We start from the raw sequence: 21871 nt of genomic DNA on the forward strand, positions 1-21871 counted from the left end.
GGTCCGCTCGCGTCGGGCGTCACCCGGCAGTTCCCGCCCGTCCCCGCGGCCGTACCGGCTCATCGCAGCACGCGGACGTGCCGCAGCACCGGCTGCCCCTCCCGGTCGACCGGCACGCCGGGACCGAATCCCGCGCGTGAGAGGACGGCGCGGGAGGCGGTGTTGCGGACGTTCGTGTCGGCCCACACTCTGGCCAGGCCGAGCGACGCGTCGGCGACGGTGCACAACTCCCGTACCGCCGCGGTCGCCAGCCCGCGCCCCGTGGCCCGGCGCGCGAGGCGGTATCCCAGCTCCGCGTCGCCGCCGGTGACGATGTCCAGGAGGTTGAAGCGGCCGAGCACGGTGCGCGCGTCCTCGTCGAGCAGAACGTGGAAGCGGCAGACGCCCGCGTCCTGTTCGGCGAGCAGCGCGGCGTGCCGCTCGGCGAAGCCCTCAGCGGTGAAGTACGGCTCCCCGCGGTCGGGTACCCACTGGGCGAACCACTCCCGCTCGGCCCGTTCGAACTCCAGTACCGCCGGTGCGTGTGCGGCGGTGAGCCGCTCCAGTCGTGGCATCTCCCGACCGTAGCGGCGGTGCCGGGGCGGCGGCACCTGGATTCAGCGGAACTTGATCACGCGTGGCCACGCAGGGCAAATCAGCCCTGTGGAGGGCGAATTCCTCTCACACGGAAGAGTGAGAACTTTTTTGAGTTCGCGGACTTTATCCACAGATTTCCGCTGGGGGTGCCTGGGGGGCTTCGGTTTGCGAAAGACTGGTAGTGGGGTCGCCCCCCGGGTGGGTGGGGGTGTGCCCAGGGTGGGGGGAGGTATGCCCGGGGCGGTGGAGGTATGCCCAGGCGCGGCGCAACAAACACAAGCCCCCGAACCCACCAGCACCCGACCCCACCCACCCCATTCCCCCACCCCATAGCCCCACCCGCCCATCGCCCACGCCCCCACCGCCCCACCACACGCTTCACCCACCCCCCTCTCCCGCCTCACCCTTCATCCGGTCATCCGGTCATCCGGACCCCACCCCTCCGCTCCCCCTTCCAGTGAATCCCCCGGTGCCGTAGCGTCTTCGATATGCGTATTACCGCCCACCGTCTCTACGGCGGCCTCGCGGTGCTCGGGGTCCTTGTCGTTCTCGCGCTGCTCATGTGGCCGGTAGGCGGGAGTGGTTGCGGGAGCGTGCTGGGGACCGGGGAGTCCGGGGGGCCGACCGCCAGCGCGTGCAACGCGGATCATCACCGGCAGGCCAACCTCGCCCTCGGCTTCGCCGTGCCCACGCTCGTCCTGGGCGGCCTCTACCTCCGCACCCAACGGCGCCACTGACGCCTCTCCGCGACGCCTCCGGCCCCGCCCCGCGCAGATCTTCCCGCGTGCCCCTCCCGCGCCCCACCCCACCCCGCGCCCTCCCCTCCAGACCGGCCCCACCCCGCCGCTCACCCTCACCTCCCACTCCCCACTCCCCACCCACACCCCGCCCCCAGGGCACCAGACCCCAGACGCCAGGGCCCCAGACGCCAAGCGCCACCTCACCCCACACCACCCAAAGGGGGACTCCCCGTCCCCGGATAAGTGCGGCCTTCATCCCCCTCGCCCCACGGAGCACTCTCGATGACGTCAGCGAAATCCACGCGACCGTCTACGGAGCACCCCCATGAGCGACCCCCGCGACACCACCACCCCCACCGGCGCCACCCCCACCAGCGCCGCCCCCACCGGCGCCACCACCCCCAGCCCCACTCCCACCCCCAAGATCACCCTCGTCACCGGCGCCAACCGCGGTCTCGGCAAGCAGGCCGCCCTGCACCTCGCCGCGGCCGGGCAGGACCTGCTCCTCACCTACCGTTCGCACGCCGAGGAGGCGGAGGCGGTACTCGCCGAGGTGCGTGCTCTGGGACGTACCGCCGTGGCCTTCCGGCTCGACACGACCGAGTTCGGCACGTTCCCGGACTTCGCCGCCGATGTGCGGGCCGCGCTGGACGAGCACTGGGGCCGTGACACCTTCGACCACCTCTTCAACAACGCCGGTTCCTCCGCGCTGGCACCCGTCGCCGAGACCACGGAGGCGCAGCTCGACAGCATGTACGAGGTCCACTTCAAGGGCCCGTACCTGCTCACCAAGGCCCTCCTCCCGCTGCTCGCCGACGGCGGCCGGGTGCTCAACGTCTCGACGGGGCTGACGCGTTTCACACAGGTGGACGCCGCCCCCTACGCCTCGATGAAGGGCGCCGTGGAGGTCTTCACGCGCTACCTCGCGAAGGAACTCGGCCCGCGCGGTATCGCCGTCAACGCGCTCGCCCCCGGTGCCACGGCGACCGACTTCGGCGGCGGTGACCTGCGGGACAACGAGGCCGTACGGGCAGGTCTCGCGAGTGTCACCGCGATGGGGCACGTCGGCGACCCGGTCGACATCGGCGCGGCCGTCGCCGCGCTCCTCGCCGACGGCACCCGCTGGATCACCGGGCAGCGCATCGAGGCGAGCGGCGGCATGCTCCTGTGAACCCCGGGCAGGACCCGGCCGGACACCCCCCGCCCCACCCGGCGGAACCCCCGCACCACCCCACCGGACCCGCAGCCCGGCCCACCCGCACCCCGCCTCACCAGGCCGAGCCCCCGCACCACCCCACCGGCACCCCGCGCCCCCCGGTCGCCCACCCGGTCGGGTCTCGCCCCACCGACACCCCGCCCCACCGACACCCCACCCCGCCGCACCCCACACCCGGCCCCACCCCGCCGCACCCCGCACCGCGCCCCACCCCGCCCACCGGCCACCGGTACCCCGCTCCGCGCGGCATCATCGATCTCAAGACCGTCAGGGACGCCCCCGAGGAGGACCGCCGTGGACCGGGCTCAGCTCGCCGACTTCCTGCGCACCCGACGGGCCGCGCTGCAACCCGAGGATGTCGGGCTGCCGCGCGGCCCGCGCCGCCGCACCGGCGGGCTGCGGCGTGAGGAGGTGGCGGCGCTGTGCGAGATGTCCGCCGACTACTACACGCGCATCGAGCAGGAGCGCGGCCCGCAGCCCTCGGAGCAGATGCTTGCCGCGATGGCGCGCGGGCTGCGCCTCACGCTCGCCGAACGCGACCACCTCTTCCTCCTCGCCGGGCACAACGCCCCCGCCCGCACCAGCCGTACGGACCACATCACGCCGGGTCTCATGCGCATCCTCGACCGGCTTGAGGACACCCCGGCGCAGGTCCTCTCGGGCGTCGGCGAGACGCTCAAGCAGACCCACGCGGCGACCGCGCTGCTCGGTGACCAGACCCTCTTCACCGGTCTGGAGCGCAGCATCACGTACCGCTGGTTCGCCGCGCCCGGCACGGTGCGGCCGCTCTACCCGGTGGAGGATCACACGCTGCGCGGGCGGTTCTTCGTCTCCGAGTTGCGCGCGGCGTACGCGCGGGAGGGGAAGGGCGGGCGCGCCGAGGAGATCGCCGAGGCGCTGCTCGCGCGCAGCGAGGAGTTCGCCGCGCTGTGGGCGGCGCACGAGGTCGGCCTGCCGCAGACAGAGTCGAAGCGGGTGCGCCATCCCGACCTCGGGGTGCTCGATCTGTACTGCCAGGTGCTCATCGATCCCGCCCAGTCGCAGGCGCTCCTCGTCTACACCGCGACGCCCGGCACCGAGAGCCACGAGAAGCTCCGGCTCCTCAACTCCCTCCCGGCCCGCGCGCCGGGCGTCTGAGGCCCCGGCGAGAGGCGGCCCCTCCCCGGTCCTCCAAAGGAACCGGCGCTCACAGCACCCCGGTCTCGCGCGCCCGCAGCACTGTCGCGAGCCGGTCCCTCGTGCCGAACTTGCGGTAGAGGTGGGCGAGGTGGCGGTGGACGGTACGGGGCGAGATGCCGAGCCGTTGCGCGATGGCGCTCGCGGTGCGGGCCTCGGCGAGCAGCACGAGGACGGTGATCTCGCGTGGGGTGAGGCCGAGTGCGGCGGCGCGTTCCTCCCGTACCGCCGCCGCGTCCGGCGCGTCGGGGGGTGTGCGCCAGGCGCGCAGGTGGCGGGCGTGTGCCTCGACCGCGGCGAATACGGGCTGGGCGCGGCGGGCGTAGGCGAGATGGGCGGAGGTGAAGGGGCGGCGGCCGGTGCGGTGCAGGAGGCAGCCGTTGATGGCGCCGCGCTCGGGCCGCGGGAGCGGCAGGGCGAGGATGTCCGTCGAGCCGAGCGCGTCGCGCAGCTGCCCCGCGGGGGCGGCGTGGCGCCACGCGTGGGCTCCGGCGGTGGCGCGCGCGGTGAGGGGTTCGAGTGGGTGGCCCGCGGTGTAGCGGTCGGCGAAGGGGTAGCCGGTACGGATCACGTCGAGTTGCTCGGGGCCGAGCAGGTGGTGGGCGGGGCCCTCGGGGGTCCAGAGCCTGACGGTGCCCTCGCCGGGGTTCCATTCCTCCGCCTTGCGGACGGCGAGGTCGGCGTCGAGCGCGTCGAGGAGTTCGGTGAAGGCGAGGGACCACAGCTGTTCGGGGCGGGTCTCGTGGAGCGCGGCGACGGCGAGTGCGAGCAGCCGGGCGAGCGCGACCGGGTCCGCGTCGGCGCCGTCCATCGTCCCGCTCCCTCCGTGAAGTCCGTACCGGCATGGGCCCACCGGCCGCGGTGTCCGACCGGCGTGGCCCACCGGCCGCGGTGTCCGTACCGGCCGCGGCCGAGCTGTGGGTAGAAGTACTCATACCCTGCCGCGCCCGTTCACGGCATTCTGTCCCGGTGACGACCGTCCGGAACGGGGCGGTGGTACCGGGCCGCCCGCCCGCGCCGGATTCGGGGGAAGCGACGCGGGCCGCACCCGGCACACCCGCGGCCCCCGGGGGAACGCGGACGGTCGGCCACACGACGAAGCGGCATCTCCTGGACCGGGAGGTGCCGCTTCTTCTCGTACCTCGTACCTCGTACGGGTACGGGGCGGGTACGGGTACGGGGCGGGCGAGCCGGGGGCCGTACGGGCGCGGGCCGCCCCGAAGCCGTACGAGTACGAGCCGACACGGCCCCACGCCCGCCCCCCGTGCCCACACCCGCCCCCCGTGCCCGTGCCCGCGGCCACGCCCCCCGCCCCGTACTCCGTGCCCGCACGCGGCCGGGGCCCGTACGTCCGCACGCGGCCGGGGCCCGTACGTCCGCAGACGTACGGGCCCCGGGGAACCCTCATCCGGTCCCTGCCACCGCGGTGGCAGGGGTGTGCCGGATCAGAAGTCCATGTCACCGCCCGGCATGCCGCCCGGAGCGGCCGGAGCGGCCTTCTCCGGCTTGTCGGCGATGACGGCCTCGGTGGTGAGGAAGAGCGCGGCGATGGAGGCCGCGTTCTGGAGGGCGGAGCGCGTGACCTTGGCCGGGTCGAGGATGCCCTCGGCGATCATGTTCACGTACTCGCCGGTCGCGGCGTTGAGGCCGTAGCCGACCTCAAGGTTGCGGACCTTCTCCACCACGACGCCGCCTTCGAGGCCGGCGTTGACGGCGATCTGCTTGAGCGGGGCCTCCAGGGCGGTCTTGACGGCGGCCGCACCGGTCGCCTCGTCGCCCTCCAGCTCCAGCTTGTCGAAGACCGAGGAGGCCTGGAGCAGGGCCACGCCACCACCGGCGACGATGCCCTCCTCGACGGCCGCCTTGGCGTTGCGCACGGCGTCCTCGATGCGGTGCTTGCGCTCCTTCAGCTCGACCTCGGTCGCGGCACCGGCCTTGATGACGGCGACGCCACCGGCGAGCTTCGCCAGGCGCTCCTGGAGCTTCTCGCGGTCGTAGTCCGAGTCGCTGTTCTCGATCTCGGCGCGGATCTGGTTGACGCGGCCCGCGACCTGCTCGCTGTCGCCGGCGCCGTCCACGATGGTCGTCTCGTCCTTGGTGATGACGACCTTGCGGGCGCGGCCGAGCAGCTCGATGCCGGCGTTCTCCAGCTTGAGGCCGACCTCCTCGGAGATGACCTGGCCACCCGTGAGGATGGCGATGTCGCCGAGCATGGCCTTGCGGCGGTCACCGAAGCCGGGCGCCTTGACCGCGACGGACTTGAAGGTGCCGCGGATCTTGTTGACGACCAGGGTGGAGAGCGCCTCGCCCTCGACGTCCTCGGCGATGATCAGCAGCGGCTTGCCGGACTGCATGACCTTCTCCAGCAGCGGAAGGAGGTCCTTCACGTTGCTGATCTTGGAGTTCGCGATGAGGATGTACGGGTCGTCGAGCGACGCCTCCATCCGCTCCATGTCGGTGGCGAAGTACGCCGAGATGTAGCCCTTGTCGAAGCGCATGCCCTCGGTGAGTTCCAGCTCCAGACCGAAGGTCTGGGACTCCTCGACGGTGATGACGCCTTCCTTGCCCACCTTGTCCATCGCCTCGGCGATCAGCTCGCCGATCTGGGTGTCGGCGGCGGAGATGGAGGCCGTGGAGGCGATCTGCTCCTTGGTCTCCACGTCCTTGGCCTGCTCCAGGAGCGCGCCGGAGACGGCCTCGACGGCCTGCTCGATGCCGCGCTTCAGGGCCATCGGGTTGGCGCCGGCGGCCACGTTGCGCAGGCCCTCGCGGACCAGGGCCTGGGCCAGGACGGTCGCGGTCGTCGTGCCGTCACCGGCGACGTCGTCCGTCTTCTTCGCGACCTCCTTGACCAGCTCGGCGCCGATCTTCTCGTACGGGTCCTCCAGCTCGATCTCCTTGGCGATGGAAACACCATCGTTGGTGATCGTGGGGGCGCCCCACTTCTTCTCCAGGACGACGTTGCGGCCCTTGGGGCCGAGGGTCACCTTGACGGCGTCGGCGAGCTGGTTCATACCGCGCTCAAGGCCGCGCCGCGCCTCCTCGTCGAACGCGATGATCTTGGCCATGTGAAGTGGTCCTCCCAGGACACGGGGTGGGCTGAGGGACCGTGTGGCGCCCGCGACGGACGGCCTGGGACCCGCGCCGAATTCCTTGCCACGGCGGGGCCTCCGGGCCTCACCGACCCGGTCTCTCTGTCACTCTCAACGTCAGAGTGCTAACGCTAATGATTAGCACTCGGCCCCATCGAGTGCAAGCCACTTGCGTGGGCCCTACCCGCCCCCGGCCCGCCCCATGCCACCCGTGCGGGTACGCGCGACGCCACCCGTGCGGGTACGCGCGACCCCGTACGTGCGGGTACGCGCGACTACGTGCGGGTACGCGCGGCGAGGGCCCGCCCCCGTCGCCGGGTGCGGGCCCTCGCCCGTGCTCGTCATGTCGTGCCGTACGCGGCCGCGCGGTCGCGTACCGGTCGGAGCGCTGTTCAGGCGGCAGCGCGGACCATGTCCGCCTGCGGGCCCTTCTGGCCCTGCGAGATCTCGAACTCGACCCGCTGACCCTCCTCCAGGGTGCGGTAACCGTCCATCTGGATCGCGCTGTAGTGGACGAATACATCCGCACCACCGTCGACCGCGATGAAGCCGTAGCCCTTCTCCGCGTTGAACCACTTGACGGTGCCCTGAGCCATGCCTAACTCCCCTATTACTGGCCCTTGCACAGGAACGCACTTCGCGCACCCGGGTCAGACCTCACCCCTGCGGGAATCGCCTGGGGCTGCGCCGGAACGCGTCGACCGCCGCTGAATGTATCTGCCCAACTGCCGTCCGCAACAGGTCAGTCGGACGAGAATTCAGCCCGGATCGCATCCCGACATGGCTGGAGAATTCACGGGAGTTCAGGACACGTCGGGCCAGGCAAAAGGAACGTAAAGCCGCAAAGAGGCGGCGCGAAAAGCGGAATTGCTCGCCAGATCTCCGACAGGTGCGCATGCGGCGCGAGGGATTCCGGGAGCCGCCGTGAAGAAAGGGGCAGAGCAATACCCCGACTCTACTCCTGCGAATCTCATGGAATTGCCCCCTCCGCTTGTGGTGCGGAGGGGGCAGGAGTGGAGCGAGGGGTACGGGGGCGGACGGCGGCCGTCCGGCGGGCGGCGCGGGGCGCCGCGACCCGTGGCCGCGCGGCCGCCCCGCCCCGTAGCCCCGTACGGCCGGTTCAGCAGCCGCCGGCGACCGCCGGGATGATCGAGATCCCCGCGCCGTCCGGCGTGGCCGTGTCGAGGCCCTGCTCGAAGCGGATGTCGTCGTCGTTGACGTAGAGGTTGACGAAGCGGCGGAGCTTGCCGCCGTCGTCGAGGACGCGGGCGGAGATGCCCGTGTGGTTGCGCTCCAGGTCGGCGAGGACCTCGGCGACGGTGGTGCCCTCGGCGGGCACCTCGGCCTGGCCGCCGGTGTAGGTGCGCAGGATGGTCGGAATACGAACGGAAACGCTCATGGCGTGGCCTTTCTCGGTCAACGAGGTCAGCGCGGGAGGGGGAAGTTCAGGGGGAGGGGGATCAGCCCGCGAGACCGGCGGCGCGGAAGGCGTCCAGGTCGGGGCGGATCGTCGCGGTGGGTCCCGTGGTCGGGGCGACCGCGTCGAGGGTCTTGAGGCCGTCGCCCGTGTTGAGCACGACGGTGGTCAGGGCGGGGTCGAGCTGCCCGTTCTCGATGAGCTTGCGCGTGACACCGACCGTGACGCCGCCCGCCGTCTCGGCGAAGATGCCCTCGGTGCGCGCGAGGAGCTTGATCGCGTCCACGACCTGCTCGTCGTCCACGTCCTCGACGGCGCCGCCGGTGCGGCGGGCGATGTCGAGCACGTAGGGGCCGTCGGCCGGGTTGCCGATCGCGAGGGACTTCGCGATCGTCTTCGGCTTCTGCGGGCGCACGACGTCGTGCCCGGCCTTGTACGCGGTCGACACCGGCGAGCAGCCCTCGGCCTGGGCGCCGAAGATCTTGTACGGCTTGTCCGCGACGAGGCCGAGTTTGATCAGTTCCTTCAGCCCCTTGTCGATCTTCGTCAGCTGCGAGCCGGAAGCGACCGGAATGACGATCTGGTCGGGGATCTCCCAGCCGAGCTGCTCGCAGATCTCGTACGCGAGCGTCTTCGAGCCCTCGCCGTAGTACGGGCGCAGATTGACGTTGACGAAGCCCCAGCCCTCGCCGAGCGGGTCGCCGATCAGCTCGGAGCAGAAACGGTTCACGTCGTCGTACGTGCCCTCGATGCCGACGAGGTCGCCGCCGTAGACGGCCGCCATGACGACCTTGCCCTGCTCCAGGTCGTGCGGGATGAAGACGCAGGAGCGGAAGCCCGCGCGCGCGGCGGCGGCGCCGACGGCTCCGGCGAGGTTGCCCGTCGACGAGCAGGACAGGGTCGTGAAACCGAAGGCGCGCGCGGCTTCGACGGCGATCGCGACGACGCGGTCCTTGAAGGAGTGCGTGGGGTTGCCGGAGTCGTCCTTGACGTAGAGGCCGCCGGTGACGCCGAGTTCCTTGGCGAGCCGGTCCGCCTTCACGAGTTGCGTGAGTCCGGGGTTGGTGCTGGGGTGGCTCGCCACGTCGGCGGGCACGGGGAGCAACGGGGCGTAACGCCAGATGTTCTTGGGGCCCGCCTCGATCGCGCGGCGCAGTTCTTCGACGTCGCCGGAGGGAAGCTCGTAGGCGACCTCAAGAGGACCGAAGCAGCTCTCGCAGGCGAAGATCGGGCCGAGCGGGAAGCGCTCGCCGCACTCGCGGCAGGAGAGCGCGACAGCGGGGCCGAGGTCGACGGCGGAGGTGGTGTTCTGCGGGATTTCGGCGGCTTGCACAGCCATGTGGGGAGGCCCTCTCTCCTCATCTTCCCCGCGGCGCATCTCGCCGCGAGACGGAATTGGCACCTTCCCGAGCCAGGGCCTTCGGTGGCGGTATCGACGAACCGCGCGGAGACTGGCTGGAGGGTTGCCGGGGCTTCAACGGGCCGTATCCCTCTGCCCCTCTGGATGAGCGTTGTGGCACCCGGGCTTCGGGCCCGGAGCGTTTGTGACACAAGGTGACAGCGCACCCCGACATGGGATGGTCACCCGCGTTGTTCAAGACTGTAACCGAAGCCCTGGATCGTGGAGAGAGCCGTCCGCACGCCGAGATGAAGGTCTCACCGGCGCCCTCCGCAGGGGCGGCAGTCCGGGGACCCGGCACCGGGTCCGCACGCACGAGGGGACAGACGCCGTGATCGAAGAGGTGGAACGCTGGCTGGAGCGCCGCTCCTGGACCGCGAACGACTGGCCCGTGGAGCGGCTCGCCGCGCTCAAACGTGCCGCGGGGACCTCGGTGGCCGTCGTCCTCCCCGCCCTGAACGAGGAGGCGACCGTCGGCGCGATCGTCGACGTCATCCGGCGTGAACTCGTCGACGCCGTCCCTCTCGTCGACGAACTCGTCGTCCTCGACTCGGGCTCCACGGACCGCACCGCGGAGGTCGCGCGCGCGGCCGGGGCGCGGGTCGTGCACAGGGACGCGGTGCTGCCGCGGCTGCCGACCGTGCCGGGCAAGGGCGAGGTGCTGTGGCGCTCGCTGCTCGCGACCGAGAGCGACCTGATCTGTTTCGTCGACGCGGATCTCAAGGACTTCAGGTCCGCTTTCGTGACCGGCATCCTCGGTCCGCTCCTCGCCGAGCAGGACGTGCACTTCGTGAAGGCGATGTACGACCGCCCGCTGGGCTCCGAGCCGGGCCAGGGCGGCCGCGTGACGGAGATGATGGCGCGCCCGCTGCTCAATATGCACTGGCCGCGGCTCTCGGGTTTCGTGCAGCCGCTGGGCGGGGAGTACGCGGCGCGGCGCTCGCTCCTCGAACAGCTGCCGTTCCCCGTGGGGTACGGGGTCGAGCTGGGTCTCCTCGTGGACGCGCTGCACACGGTGGGGCTGGACGCGCTCGCGCAGGTGGACGTGGGGGTGCGGGTGCACCGCCACCAGGACGGACACGCCCTGGGCCGCATGGCGGCGACGATCTACCGCACGGCGCAGGTGCGGCTCGCGCGCGGTCATCTCGTACGGCCGGAGCTGACGCAGTTCGAGCGTGCGCCCGAGGGCGGTTTCGAGGCGCACACGCACCGCGTGGACACGGAGGAGCGGCCGCCGATGCGGGAGATCCCCGAGTACACGGAGCGCAGGGCGGCGGCCTGAGGGGCGGCGGGGCGGCGGTGGGGGCGCCCGCCGGGCGGCCCGGGCGCGGGGCGCCTGCGACGCCGGGCCGTTTCCGCGGGAAGGGTGACAGAAATGGCAGTTGTGGCAGTTGTCTGCCGGTATACGGGCTCGCACGTTTGAGCCCATGATCCCGAGGCGAGGAATCCAGCATGCCTACTGACGACCCCACCCGCCCCGCCACCACCGGCACCGGCACCGGCACCGGCGCCGCCGTCCTCCTCGCCTCCAACCGCGGGCCCGTCTCGTACGCGTTCGGCGCGCACGGGGAGCTGACGGCCAAGCGCGGCGGTGGCGGGCTCGTCTCGGGGCTGTCGGCGATCGGGCCCGAGGTCGACGCCGTGTGGGTGTGCGCGGCGCTGAGCGACGCGGACCGCGAGGCGGCCCGCCGCTCGGGCGGCGAGCTGGACCCGGCGGACACGGGCGGCCGTCGTGTCCACATGCTGGGGATCGATCCGCGTACGCAGCACGAGGCGTACAACGACATCGCCAACTCCGTGCTGTGGTTCGCCCATCACATGCTGTGGCAGACCCCCTTGGAGCCCGCTTTCGGCCCGGAGTTCCGTGCGCGCTGGGCCTCGTTCGAGTCGTACAACCGCGCCTTCGCCGAAGCGCTCGCGGCGCAGGCCGCCGAGGGAGCGGCGGTGCTCGTGCAGGACTACCACCTCGTGCTCGTGCCGGGGATGTTGCGCGCGTTGCGTCCCGATCTGCGCATCGCGCACTTCTCGCACACGCCCTGGGCGCCGCTCGACTACTACCGGCTGTTGCCCGACGACGTCGCCGAGCAGGTGCTGCGCGGGATTCTCGGCGCGGATCACGCGGGTTTCCTCACGCGTCGCTGGGCGGACGCCTTCACGGCCTGCGCGGACGCGCTCGTCGGCGGTACGGGCCGGACCGAGGTCGCGGTGCACGGGCTCGGCGCGGACGCCGACTTCCTGCGGGGGCGGGCGCATCAGGCGGACGTGGACGAGCGGATCGCCGCGCTGCGCTCGGAGATCGGCGGCGAGGGGCGGCGCACGATCGTGCGGGTGGACCGTACGGAGCTGTCGAAGAACATCGTGCGCGGGCTGTACGCCTACCGGCGGCTGCTGACGGACCGTCCCGACTGGCGCGGGCGGGTCGTGCACCTGGCCTTCGCGTACCCGTCCCGGCAGGACCTGGAGGTGTACCGGGCGTACACGGCGGAGGTGGAGCGGGTCGCGCAGGACATCAACGACGAGTTCGGTACGGCGGACTGGACGCCTGTCCTGCTCAAGGTGGACGACGATTTCCCGCGCTCGCTCGCGGCGTACCGCCTCGCGGACGTGGCGTTGGTCAACCCGATCCGGGACGGCATGAACCTCGTGGCGAAGGAGGTCCCTGTCGTCTCGGACGCGGGCGTGGCGCTCGTGCTGTCGCGGGAGGCGGGCGCGTACGAGGAGTTGGGCGCCGACGCGGTGGTGGTGAACCCGTACGACGTCTCGGCGACGGCCGAGGCCCTGCACACGGCGCTCACCCAGGACCCGGAGTCCCGGACGGCGCACACGAAGCGCCTGGCGGAGACGGCGACGGCACTGCCACCGGGGAGGTGGTTCATGGAGCAACTGGAGGCGCTGGGCGGGGCGTAGGCCGTGGGTGAGCGGGTGTGCCGGGCTCAGGACAGGGTGTCGGCGAGGGTGGACAGGAAGGCGACGACCTCTTCGGGGCCGCCGGCGAGGGGCAGGTCGGCGCGGACGGTGAGTTCGGTGACCTCGGTGCCGGAGGCGATGAGGAGGCCGGGGCGGGCGGGGCGGCCCGCTTCGACGGCGGCGTAGGCCGCGAGGTCGCCGAGGTCGTCGCCCGCGTAGAGCACGGAGGCGGCGCCGACCTCGTCGAGGTAGCTCGTGAGCGCCTTGCCCTTGTCCATGCCCGGCGGGCGCAACTCCAGGACCATACGGCCCGGTTCGACGATCAGGCCGTGCCGTTCGGCGAGGGCGGTGAGCGGGGCGAGCAGTGCTTCGTACGCGGCCTGCGGGTCCTCGGCGCGGCGCGTGTGCACGGCGACGGCCTGGCCCTTGTCCTCGGTCCACAGCCCGGCGAAGTCCCCGTTCGCCTCCAGCACGGCGGGGAGTTCGGCGCGCGCCGCGGTGAGTCCTGGGGGCGGGGGCGGGGCGGTGAGTTCGCCGCTCGCGGCTTCCCAGCGCTCGGCGCCGTACAGGCCGAGGACGACGAGGCGGTCGAGCCCCGGGACGTGCGCGAAGCCGCCGTAGCGGACGGCGGTCTCGGCGGGGCGCCCGGTGACGACGGCGAGGGAGCGGACGTGCGGGGCGAGGCGTGCGAGCGCTTCGACGGCGCCGGGGCGGGCGCGCGCGGAGTCGGGGTCGGGGACGATGTCGGCGAGCGTGCCGTCGAAGTCGAGCGCCACGACGGCCGTCGCTGGCTCGTCGAGTACGGCCCGCAGCCCGGTCCGCCCGGCCTCGGTCACGGGCTCGGGGAGCGGGGAACGGGAGGAGTGCGAGTCACGCGCTGCGGTCATGGGCCGCACTCTAGGCCGCCGGGTGTGCGCTCGCCTCACCGCTCCGCCCGGCGTGCCTCCCGTACGCGGCGCAGGCGGTGGACGGTGACGGGGGCGTGCGCCTCGGCCGCGGGGTCGTCGAGAAGGGCGTTGAGGAGCTGGTAGTAGCGGGTCGGTGACATGCCGAGGCGCTCACGCACGGCCCGCTCCTTGGCGCCGGGCCCGGTGAAGCTCTCGCCTTCGAGGGCGAGGACGTCGCGGTCGCGCGCGGAGAGGGCGGGCGGGACCGACGGGGCGAGGGGGGCGGTGGGGGGCTCCCGTTCAGGGTCGTCGTCCTGAGGTGCGGTGCTCATCCCCGCAAGCGTAGGCCAGCGTGGGGGGGCCGGCGTGGACGGGCCGGGGCGGCTCAGGTCCGACTGCGGCTCGGGGCTGCCCCGGCCCAGGACCGACTGCGGCCCAGGGCCAACCACGGCCCAGGGCTGCCCCGGCCCAGGACCAGCTCTGCCCCGGCCCAGGACCGACTGCGGCCCAGGGCCAACTGCGGCTCGGGGCCAACTGCGGCTCGGGGCGGGGACAACTGCGGCCCAGGGCCAACCACGGCCCAGGACCGACTGCGGCCCAGGACCGACTGCGGCCCAGGACCGACTGCGGCTCGGGACCAACCACGGCCCAGGACCGACTGCGGCTCGGGACCAACCACGGCCCAGGACCGACTGCGGCCCAGGGCCGACTGCGGCCCAGGGCCGACTGCGGCCCAGGGCCGAGTGCGGCTCGGGGCGGGGCCAGCTGTGGCTCGGACGTGGGTGAAGCCTCGTCTCCGGCAACTTCGCCACGCGAATGGACTAGACCTCTTCCAGTTGAGGCGCCAAACTGTTTCACGTGAAACATGTCATCGCCCTCGATGTGGGCGGCACCGGGATCAAGGCCGCCCTGGTCGGGGCGGCGGGTGAGCTGCTGCACGAGGAGCGGCGGCGCACCGGGCGCGAGCAGGGGCCCGGGGCGGTGGTCGAGGGCATCCTCGCCTTCGCCGCCGAGTTGTTCGCGTACGGCAGCGAGCGGTTCGGCGAGGGGGCGAGCGCGGTCGGGATAGCGATCCCGGGCGTGGTGGACACCGAGAAGGGCGTCGCCGTCTTCTCGGCCAATCTCGGCTGGGAGAACGTGCCGCTGCGCGCCCTGCTGAGCGAGCGGCTCGGCGGCGTACCGGTCGCGCTCGGCCACGACGTACGGACCGGCGGGATCGCCGAGGGGCGGCTGGGCGCGGGCCACGGGGCCGACCGGTTCTTCTTCCTCGCCCTCGGTACGGGCATCGCGGGCGCGTACGGCATCAACGGGGTCATCGAACCGGGCGCGCACGGTTCGGCCGGTGAGCTGGGGCACGTCGTGGTGCGCCCGCAGGGGCCGCCGTGCGGCTGCGGGCAGCGCGGCTGCCTGGAGCGGCTCGCCTCGGCCTCGGCCGTCACCGCCGCGTGGGCGGAGGCGAGCGGGGACCCGGAGGCGACCGCGGCGGACTGCGCGCGGGCCGTCGTCGCCGGGGACCCGCGTGCGGTGGCCGTGTGGGAGGAGGCCGTCGCCGCGCTCGCCGACGGACTGCTCATCGCCGTCACCCTGCTCGACCCCCGGACGCTGATCATCGGTGGCGGGCTCGCCGAGGCCGGGGAAACCTTGTTCACACCGCTGCGCGCGGCCGTCGCCGAGCGCGTCACCTTCCAGGCGCTTCCCGAGATCGTGCCCGCCGCGCTCGGGGACACGGCGGGCTGCCTCGGCGCGGGCCTGCTCGCCTGGGACCTACTCGCCACGGAGGTAAGCGCCTGATGGCTGCCAGCACCGAGTACACCGTCCTGACCGGCGCCACCGTGGTCCTGCCCTCGGGGCAGGTGCCGGACGGCAGGCTCGTCGTGGCCGGGGAGCGGATCGCGGAGCGCGCTCCCGAAGGCGCGCCCGAGATCGACCTGCGCGGGCACTGGCTCGTGCCCGGTTTCGTCGACATCCACAACCACGGGGGCGGCGGGGCCGCGTTCGGCGCGGGGGGCGTCGAGGACGTACGCACCGCGCTCGCCACGCACCGCGCGCACGGCTCGACGACGGTCGTCGCCTCGACCGTGACCGGCGAGCTGGACACGCTCGCGGAGCGGGCCGGGCTGCTCTCGGAGCTTTCGGAGGACGGTGAGCTGGCGGGCATCCACTTCGAGGGGCCGTTCATCTCGCCGTGCCGCAAGGGCGCGCACAGCGAGGCGCTTCTTCGGAATCCGGACCCCTCGGAGGTCGCGAAGCTGCTCGCCGCCGCGCGCGGGCAGGCGCGGATGATGACGCTCGCGACGGAGCTGCCCGGTGGGCTGGACTCGGTGCGGCTGCTCGTCGAGCAGGGCGTGATCGCGGCGATCGGGCACACGGACGCGACGTACGAGCAGACCGTCGAGGCGATCGAAGCGGGCGCGACGGTGGCGACGCACCTGTTCAACGCGATGCCGCCGCTGGGGCACCGCGAGCCGGGGCCCGTCGCGGCGCTCCTGGAGGACGAGCGGGTCACGGTCGAGCTGATCAACGACGGCACGCACCTGCACCCTGCCGCGCTGGAGCTGGCCTTCCGTCACAAGGGGGCGGACCGGGTCGCGTTCGTGACGGACGCGATGGACGCGGCGGGCTTCGGCGACGGGCGGTACCTGCTCGGGCCGCTGGAGGTCGATGTCGTGGACGGGGTCGCGCGGCTCACGGAGGGCGGTTCGATCGCGGGCTCGACGCTCACGATGGACCGTGCGCTCACGCGCGCGGTGACGGTCGACGGCCTCGGTATCGACGCGGCGGTACGGGCGCTGAGCGCGAACCCGGCCCGCCTGCTCGGCCTCGCGGACCGTGTGGGCTCCCTGGAGCCGGGCAAGGACGCGGACGTCGTGGTGCTCGACGCGGGCTTCGAGGTCGCGGGGGTGCTGCGCAAGGGACGGTGGATCGTGGCGCCGGAACCGGTGAGCGCGGGGACGCGGGGCTGACCAGAACGGAGCGGGGCCGCGCCGGAGCGAAGCGGCTCCCGTTCCCGCGGCGCCGAAGCGCCCCGTAGGGACGGCGCCGAAGCCTCCCGTACCGCCCGGACCGCCGTACCGCCCGGACTGCCCGGACTGCCGTGCCGCCGTGCCGCCGTGCCGCCCGGACCGAGCCGTACCGTCCGGACCGGGGAGAGCCGCCCGCCCCCTGCGCGGGCGGCTCTCCCCGTACCGCTCCCCCGTTCACGCCTTTATGACGAAGTGGCGGCGGGAAACGTTCGGTCCCGTTCGCAGTGGTCCGCTCCGCTCCGGGCTCTGGGCGCGCGGGGTGCGGCTTTGGCATGATCGGACCTCGTGCCGGTGCCGGGACGCACCGGACCGCGAGGGGGAGGGGGTGCGCGGATGCTGCTGACCGTCACGCTCAATACCGCGCTCGACCTGACGTACCGCGTCCCCGCGCTCGTGCCGGGGGCGAGTCACCAGGTGCGCGAGGTGAGTGAACGCGCGGGCGGCAAGGGGCTCAACGTGGCCCGGGTGCTCGGGGCGCTCGGGCGGCACGTCACGGTGACGGGCTTGTGCGGAGGGCCTACGGGAGCGCGCATACGGGAGTTGCTGGCCGGGGCCGACCGGGTCACCGACGCACTCGTCGAGACGGCGGAACCGGCCAGGCGCACGGTCACGGTGACCGCGGACCAGCGCGGGCGGGTGGTGTCGCGGGCGGCGGCGCGGGCCGCGGCGACGGTGCTGCGCGAGCCGGGGCCGCTCGTGTCGGCGGCGGAGTGGGGCGCGTTCCGGCACGTGTACGCGGGGCTGCTGCCCGCGGCGACGGCGGTCGCGCTGTGCGGGAGCCTGCCGCCCGGGGTGCCGGTGGGGGCGTACGCGACGCTCGTACGGGAGGCGCGGGCGGCAGGGGTCCCTGTGGTCCTGGACACGAGCGGGGAGGCGCTGCGCAGGGGCGTCGCCGCGCGCCCCGACATCCTGAAGCCCAATGAGGACGAACTCGCCCAGCTCACCGGCTCACGCGAACCGGCCCGCGCGGCCCGTGACGCCCGCCGCAGGGGCGCGGGCGCGGTCGTCGCCTCGCTCGGCGAGCGCGGTCTGCTCGCAGCGACGCCCACGACCACGTGGCGCGCGGCTCTCCCCCGTCCCCTGCCTGGCAACCCGACCGGCGCGGGCGACGCGGTCGTCGCCGCCCTCCTCGCGGGCCTCGCCGAGGCGCAGACCTGGCCCACGCGGCTCACCCACGCGACCGCCCTCGCGGCGGCGGCGGTCACCTCGCCGGTGGCGGGCGAGTTCGACGCGCGCGTGTACGCGGACCTCCAGGGGGAGGTGAAGGTGGGCGAGGTGGGGTGAGCGAACCGCCGCCCCACACGGTCCCACCGCCCCACACGGTCCCACCGCCGCACACGGTCCCGCCGCCCCACGCGGGCCCAGACGCGCGCCCCGGTCCCGGCGCCCCGCCGGGTACCGCCGCCCCGTCCCCGCCCGCCTACTTCGTCACGTGTCCCGCCTTCAGCCACACCCGGTCGAAGTTGGCGTCGCAGCTGTCTCCCTCGTCGCACGAGAAGGAGATGGCGTTCGTGCCCTTCGTCAGGTCGGTGAAGACGTAGGAGGTGGTCCAGCCCTTCTCCCAGTCGCCCTCGGAGGCCTGGGCCCAGTTCTTCAGGGAGAGGTCGCGGCGGTCGCCGCCGTTGATGTAGAGGCTGGCCTGCTGGTCCTTGCCGGGGACGCCGTAGTCGAGGAAGACCGTGTACTCGCCGGCCTTCGGGACGCTGACGTTCCAGGTGAGCTTGGCGCCCGGCTTGTTGAAGCCGGCGACGTAGCTGCCCCCGTCCGCCTTCGCGCCCTTGATGTCCGAGGCGACCGAGGGGCCGCCCGAGAGCTGAAGCGTCTTCGCGTCGGCCTTCGGGAGTTCTTCCTCGGCCTCCTTCGACGCCTCGTCGCCGGACGGCTTGTCGTCGTCCTCGTCGACCTGCCCCTGCGAGGCCGTCGCGCTGGGTGCCGGGTCCTTCGCGGCCTGCTTGTCGTCGCCCGAGCCGCCCGTGACCACCGCGATGGTGATACCCACGGCGACCGCGCACACGACGGCGACCGCGCCGATGAGCAGCCCCTTGTTGTTCGGCCCGCGGCCCCGGCCACCGCCGCCCTGGGCAGCCGCGGCGCGCCGGCCACCGGCGGGGGGCCCGCCGGGGAGGTTCTCGGGCGCGGCGTAGTGCGCGTTCTGCTGCGCGGGGTACGCGGCCGCGGGGCCGCCCTGCTGCGGCGCGCCCTGCGCGCCCTCCTTGGGCGGGTACCCGTACCCGTACTGGCGCTCGCCGACCGGCCTGACCTGGTGATACGAGCGCGGACCCGGGTAGCCGTAGCCGCCGCCCGTGGGCGGCTTGGCCCCGGCGGACTGGCCGTCGGCGTAGAGGTAGCCGAAGGGGTCGTCCTCCTCGGTGCCCGCTGCCCCCGGGTTCTCGCCCTCGGGCGGGTTCGCACCGTTGTTGCCGGGGGGGCCGGGGGTCATCGCTGGCTCACTCCTTGACGTGCTGGGGACGTGACGTACTGGGACGTGCTGAGACGTGCTGGTCGCGTACAGGCAGACGGAACCGGGGGCGCGAGCGGCACCGGCCGGTCCCGGCGAGCCTACCCGCTCCGGACGAACCCACCGCGTGGCCGGGACCACACAGCATCCGGGGGGCGCGCGGCTCAGATCGCGCGCCGGTGCTGCCGCGACCGCGCGCGCTTCTCCACGTACATGCGCTGGTCCGCCGACTGGAGGACCTCCTCCGGGCTCTCGCCGCAGCGTGCCCAGCCGATGCCGAAGCTCGCCCCCACCCGTACGGAACGCCCATCGGCCCTGATCGGTTGCGTGATCGCGGTCCGCAGGCGTACGGCGAGGTCCTCCGCGTCGCTGCGTCCCACGCCGTCGGCGAGCACGACGAACTCGTCCCCGCCGAGCCGCGCCACGGTGTCCCCGTCCCGTACGCCGCGGCTGAGCCGCCGCGCGACCTCGATGAGGACCGCGTCCCCGACGTGGTGGCCGTAGCGGTCGTTGATCGGCTTGAAGCCGTCGAGGTCGCAGAAGAGCACGGCGAGACCTTTGACACCGTTGTCCGGCATCCCCTCGGGCGGCGGCGCGACGGCGTGCGTGTGCGTCTCGTAGCCGGGGGCGGGGAAGCGCCCGGCGGGGTCCTGGGCGAGGTCGTACGTGTGGCCGCCCGAGTCGGTCACGGGGTGCGGCGCGTACGGCTGCGGTGCCTCGTAGGGGCGCTGCGCCTCGGGCCCGTAGGCGCCCTCGCCCCCGTAGGGCCCGTACGGCGTGAGGCCGCCCGCCGGGTACGGCTCGCCCGCGTAGTGCGCGGCCGCGTACTCCTCGTAGCTCTCGTAGTTCTGGTGGCGCGCGGAGGGGTCGGGGCGGTGGTCGCCGTAGGCGGCGTCGAGGCTCTCGACGGGGGTCGGGGGGCGGGCCGAGGGGCGTTCGCAGAGGCGGGCGGCGAGGCGGGTGCGCAGTTCGGCACTGTTGGGGAGCCCGGTGAGGGCGTCGTGGCTGGCGCGGTGGGCGAGGTGGAGTTCGCGGCGCTTGCGGTCCTCTATGTCCTCGACGTGCGTGAGGAGGAAGCGGGGGCCGTCGGCGGCGTCGGCGACGACCGAGTTGCGCAGGCTGACCCATACGTAGCTCTCGCCGCTCTTCTCGCGGCGGCGCAGCCGCAGTTCGGCGCGGCCGCCCTCGGCGGAGGTGCGCAGCAGGACGCCGACGTCCTCGGGGTGGGCGAGGTCGGCGAAGGTCCAGCGGCGCAGCGCGGACGCGGAGCGGCCCAGGAGGCGGCACAGGGCGTCGTTGGCGCGCAGAACGCGGCCGGCGTGCTCGCCGCCGAGTTCGGCGATGGCCATGCCGCTCGGCGCGTACTCGAAGGCCTGCCGGAAGGATTCCTCGCTCGCGCGCAGCGCCTGCTGCTCGCGTTCCAGGCGCACGAGCGCGCGTTGCATGTTCGAGCGGAGGCGGGCGTTGGCGATGGCGGTGGCAGCCTGGGCCGCGTACATCTGGAGCGCTTCGCAGCCCCAGGCGCCGGGGCGGCGGCCGTCGCGCGGGCGGTCGACGGCGAGGACGCCGACGAGTTCCCCGGCCTGTCCCGGCTCGTACATCGGCGCGAGGAGCTGGTCTTCGGGGTGCCATTCGTCGGCGAAGCGCGGCTCGGGGCCCGGGGTGTACCAGGCGGGTATGCCGTCGGTCTCCAGCTGGCGGGCGACGTCGTGGCGCAGGAAGCGCAGCGCGCCCCACTGCTCGGCGGCGGCGAGGCGGCGTTCCCAGGCGGTTCGGGAGCCGACACGGCCGGTCATGAGGGAGTCGGCCGCTTCGCTCCCGGAGAGCGCGGCGACGACGAGGTCACCGTCGGGCTGGACGATGTTGACGGCGGCGAGTTCCCAGCCGATGCCGTTGACGACGCCGTCGACGACGGCCTGGAGGGTGTCGGCGAGGCTGCGGGCCGTCGCGAGGTCGGCGACCGCCTGGTGGAGCTGCCGCATGGTCGCAAGACGGACGTAGGGCTCCGACTCGGTCTCCATGCTCGTCTACTCCCCGAGACCTCGACAGCGACTCCAGGACGCGCGCCTCCCCCGGACCACCCGCGGTACGGATCTCGTCAACACCGATCCGGACCGCTGATCATCCGATCACATCAGCACATTGGCCACTCCCCCACTGAATCACAGTGAGCTGTGCGCCCGGTACTCACGGTCAACTAAATGTGAGTGCTGTGACTCAAGTCACAGCGAAATCTGTGGCCTCATGCGCACTCTCTGTACGTCGCCTGTGCGTTTTCGACCGCTTGAGCACCACCCTGCCCATCGGTGCGCCCTCACCGGCCGCGCCGGTCTTAGGACTTCCGCTTCGTCCGCTTCGGCCGCTGGTCCGATGCGGTGGGTGCTACTGGCGAGTTAGCGTGCATGACGTGTTCAGGACCGACGCCCCATCGCCCGCCGCCCCCGTCACCCCTCATGCTGTGGGGGTGAGTGACGAGGAGTTCAAGGCCGCGCTCGGCCGGCTCGCGGCCGGAGTCGTCCTTGTGACGGCCCACGAACCGCAGACCGACCCGGAGGCACCGCGCGGCGACGACGCGGGGATGACGGCGACGGCCTTCCTCTCCGTCTCGCTCGACCCGCCGCTCGTCATGGTGAGCCTGCGCGCGGGCTCCCGCATGGACGACCTCCTCACCGAGCAGCCCCTGTGGGGCGTCTCCCTCCTCGCCCGCGAACAGCGCCACATCGCCGGGCGCTTCGCGATGCGCGGCCGCGTCAGCGACCGCCTCCTCTTCGAGGACCTCCCCTACCGCAGAGGCACGCACACGGGCGCCCCCCTGATGGGCGGCGCCCTCGCCACCCTGGAATGCCGCACGGAACAACGGGTCGATGCGGGCGACCACACGCTCGTCATAGGCCGCGTCCTGAGCGCCGAGCTGCCGAGCGGGGACGGGGAACCGCTGGTGTACTTCAAGGGGAAGTACCGGGCGCTGGGGTAGACCCGG

The 21871-nt window shown here is 73.1% G+C and carries 19 protein-coding genes and 1 riboswitch; of the genes, 9 read left to right on the plus strand and 10 right to left on the minus strand.

Annotated features, from left to right (window positions below; all coding sequences use genetic code 11):
- Positions 1–59: 59 nt before the first annotated feature.
- Positions 60–554, minus strand: a complete 495-nt coding sequence (locus ACQYWQ_RS13030; protein ID WP_431034646.1) for a GNAT family N-acetyltransferase — start codon at positions 552–554, stop codon at positions 60–62.
- 510 nt (positions 555–1064) lie between these two features.
- Here ACQYWQ_RS13030 and ACQYWQ_RS13035 point away from each other — a divergent pair.
- The 3 genes from ACQYWQ_RS13035 to ACQYWQ_RS13045 all read left to right on the plus strand — a co-directional run bounded on the left by ACQYWQ_RS13035 (position 1065) and on the right by ACQYWQ_RS13045 (position 3669).
- Positions 1065–1313: a hypothetical protein gene (locus tag ACQYWQ_RS13035; RefSeq protein ID WP_431034647.1), complete on the plus strand. Its 249-nt coding sequence runs from the start codon at positions 1065–1067 to the stop codon at positions 1311–1313.
- 328 nt (positions 1314–1641) lie between these two features.
- Positions 1642–2487, plus strand: coding sequence for an SDR family NAD(P)-dependent oxidoreductase (locus tag ACQYWQ_RS13040; RefSeq protein WP_431034648.1), 846 nt, complete (start codon positions 1642–1644; stop codon positions 2485–2487).
- 339 nt (positions 2488–2826) lie between these two features.
- Complete coding sequence (locus ACQYWQ_RS13045) at positions 2827–3669, plus strand: helix-turn-helix transcriptional regulator (RefSeq protein ID WP_431034649.1); 843 nt, start codon at positions 2827–2829, stop codon at positions 3667–3669.
- A gap of 49 nt (positions 3670–3718) precedes the next feature.
- Here the strand turns inward: ACQYWQ_RS13045 and ACQYWQ_RS13050 are convergent, their stop codons facing one another.
- The 5 genes from ACQYWQ_RS13050 to thrC all read right to left on the minus strand — a co-directional run bounded on the left by ACQYWQ_RS13050 (position 3719) and on the right by thrC (position 9556).
- On the minus strand, positions 3719–4519 hold the full coding sequence (locus ACQYWQ_RS13050; protein WP_431034651.1) for a response regulator transcription factor: 801 nt from the start codon (positions 4517–4519) through the stop codon (positions 3719–3721).
- A gap of 634 nt (positions 4520–5153) precedes the next feature.
- The gene (gene groL, locus ACQYWQ_RS13055) at positions 5154–6776 is read right to left on the minus strand and encodes a chaperonin GroEL (protein ID WP_431034652.1); all 1623 of its coding nucleotides are present in this window, start codon (positions 6774–6776) and stop codon (positions 5154–5156) included.
- Positions 6777–7192: 416 nt separating this feature from the next.
- Positions 7193–7396 (minus strand): cold-shock protein, encoded by a 204-nt coding sequence (locus ACQYWQ_RS13060; protein WP_008747198.1) that lies wholly within the window; start codon positions 7394–7396, stop codon positions 7193–7195.
- Positions 7397–7920: 524 nt separating this feature from the next.
- Positions 7921–8199: a MoaD/ThiS family protein gene (locus ACQYWQ_RS13065; RefSeq protein ID WP_431034653.1), complete on the minus strand. Its 279-nt coding sequence runs from the start codon at positions 8197–8199 to the stop codon at positions 7921–7923.
- 61 nt (positions 8200–8260) lie between these two features.
- Positions 8261–9556, minus strand: coding sequence for a threonine synthase (gene thrC, locus ACQYWQ_RS13070; protein WP_431034655.1), 1296 nt, complete (start codon positions 9554–9556; stop codon positions 8261–8263).
- Between the two features lie 16 nt (positions 9557–9572).
- A riboswitch (SAM riboswitch) is annotated at positions 9573–9728 on the minus strand.
- A gap of 219 nt (positions 9729–9947) precedes the next feature.
- Between thrC and ACQYWQ_RS13075 the strand changes: the two genes are divergently transcribed.
- Entirely contained in the window at positions 9948–10898 is a 951-nt protein-coding gene (locus tag ACQYWQ_RS13075) for a glucosyl-3-phosphoglycerate synthase (protein ID WP_431034656.1), read from the plus strand.
- A 170-nt stretch (positions 10899–11068) separates the two neighbouring features.
- Positions 11069–12523, plus strand: coding sequence for an alpha,alpha-trehalose-phosphate synthase (UDP-forming) (locus tag ACQYWQ_RS13080; protein ID WP_431034658.1), 1455 nt, complete (start codon positions 11069–11071; stop codon positions 12521–12523).
- A gap of 26 nt (positions 12524–12549) precedes the next feature.
- Here the strand turns inward: ACQYWQ_RS13080 and otsB are convergent, their stop codons facing one another.
- Positions 12550–13410 (minus strand): trehalose-phosphatase, encoded by an 861-nt coding sequence (gene otsB / locus ACQYWQ_RS13085; protein WP_431034660.1) that lies wholly within the window; start codon positions 13408–13410, stop codon positions 12550–12552.
- A 35-nt stretch (positions 13411–13445) separates the two neighbouring features.
- Positions 13446–13742 (minus strand): DUF3263 domain-containing protein, encoded by a 297-nt coding sequence (locus ACQYWQ_RS13090; RefSeq protein ID WP_431034662.1) that lies wholly within the window; start codon positions 13740–13742, stop codon positions 13446–13448.
- A gap of 526 nt (positions 13743–14268) precedes the next feature.
- Here ACQYWQ_RS13090 and ACQYWQ_RS13095 point away from each other — a divergent pair.
- The 3 genes from ACQYWQ_RS13095 to ACQYWQ_RS13105 all read left to right on the plus strand — a co-directional run bounded on the left by ACQYWQ_RS13095 (position 14269) and on the right by ACQYWQ_RS13105 (position 17717).
- Entirely contained in the window at positions 14269–15201 is a 933-nt protein-coding gene (locus ACQYWQ_RS13095; RefSeq protein ID WP_431034664.1) for an ROK family protein, read from the plus strand.
- Positions 15201–16373, plus strand: coding sequence for an N-acetylglucosamine-6-phosphate deacetylase (nagA, locus tag ACQYWQ_RS13100; RefSeq protein WP_431034665.1), 1173 nt, complete (start codon positions 15201–15203; stop codon positions 16371–16373). Before ACQYWQ_RS13095 ends, nagA begins: the two co-directional genes overlap by 1 nt.
- 393 nt (positions 16374–16766) lie before the next feature.
- Positions 16767–17717 carry a 1-phosphofructokinase family hexose kinase gene (locus ACQYWQ_RS13105; protein ID WP_431034667.1) on the plus strand — a complete coding sequence of 317 codons (951 nt, stop codon included), beginning with the start codon at positions 16767–16769 and terminating at the stop codon, positions 17715–17717.
- A 136-nt stretch (positions 17718–17853) separates the two neighbouring features.
- Here the strand turns inward: ACQYWQ_RS13105 and ACQYWQ_RS13110 are convergent, their stop codons facing one another.
- A complete protein-coding gene (locus ACQYWQ_RS13110; RefSeq protein ID WP_431034669.1) occupies positions 17854–18873 on the minus strand; it encodes a CBM35 domain-containing protein in 1020 nt (339 codons plus the stop codon).
- A 182-nt stretch (positions 18874–19055) separates the two neighbouring features.
- Positions 19056–20912 carry a diguanylate cyclase CdgB gene (gene cdgB, locus ACQYWQ_RS13115; protein ID WP_431034670.1) on the minus strand — a complete coding sequence of 619 codons (1857 nt, stop codon included), beginning with the start codon at positions 20910–20912 and terminating at the stop codon, positions 19056–19058.
- A 443-nt stretch (positions 20913–21355) separates the two neighbouring features.
- Between cdgB and ACQYWQ_RS13120 the strand changes: the two genes are divergently transcribed.
- Positions 21356–21865, plus strand: coding sequence for a flavin reductase family protein (locus ACQYWQ_RS13120; RefSeq protein ID WP_431034671.1), 510 nt, complete (start codon positions 21356–21358; stop codon positions 21863–21865).
- The last annotated feature ends 6 nt before the right edge of the window (positions 21866–21871 follow it).

The sequence above is a fragment of the Streptomyces sp. P6-2-1 genome (genome assembly GCF_050613165.1).
Lineage (GTDB): Bacteria > Actinomycetota > Actinomycetes > Streptomycetales > Streptomycetaceae > Streptomyces.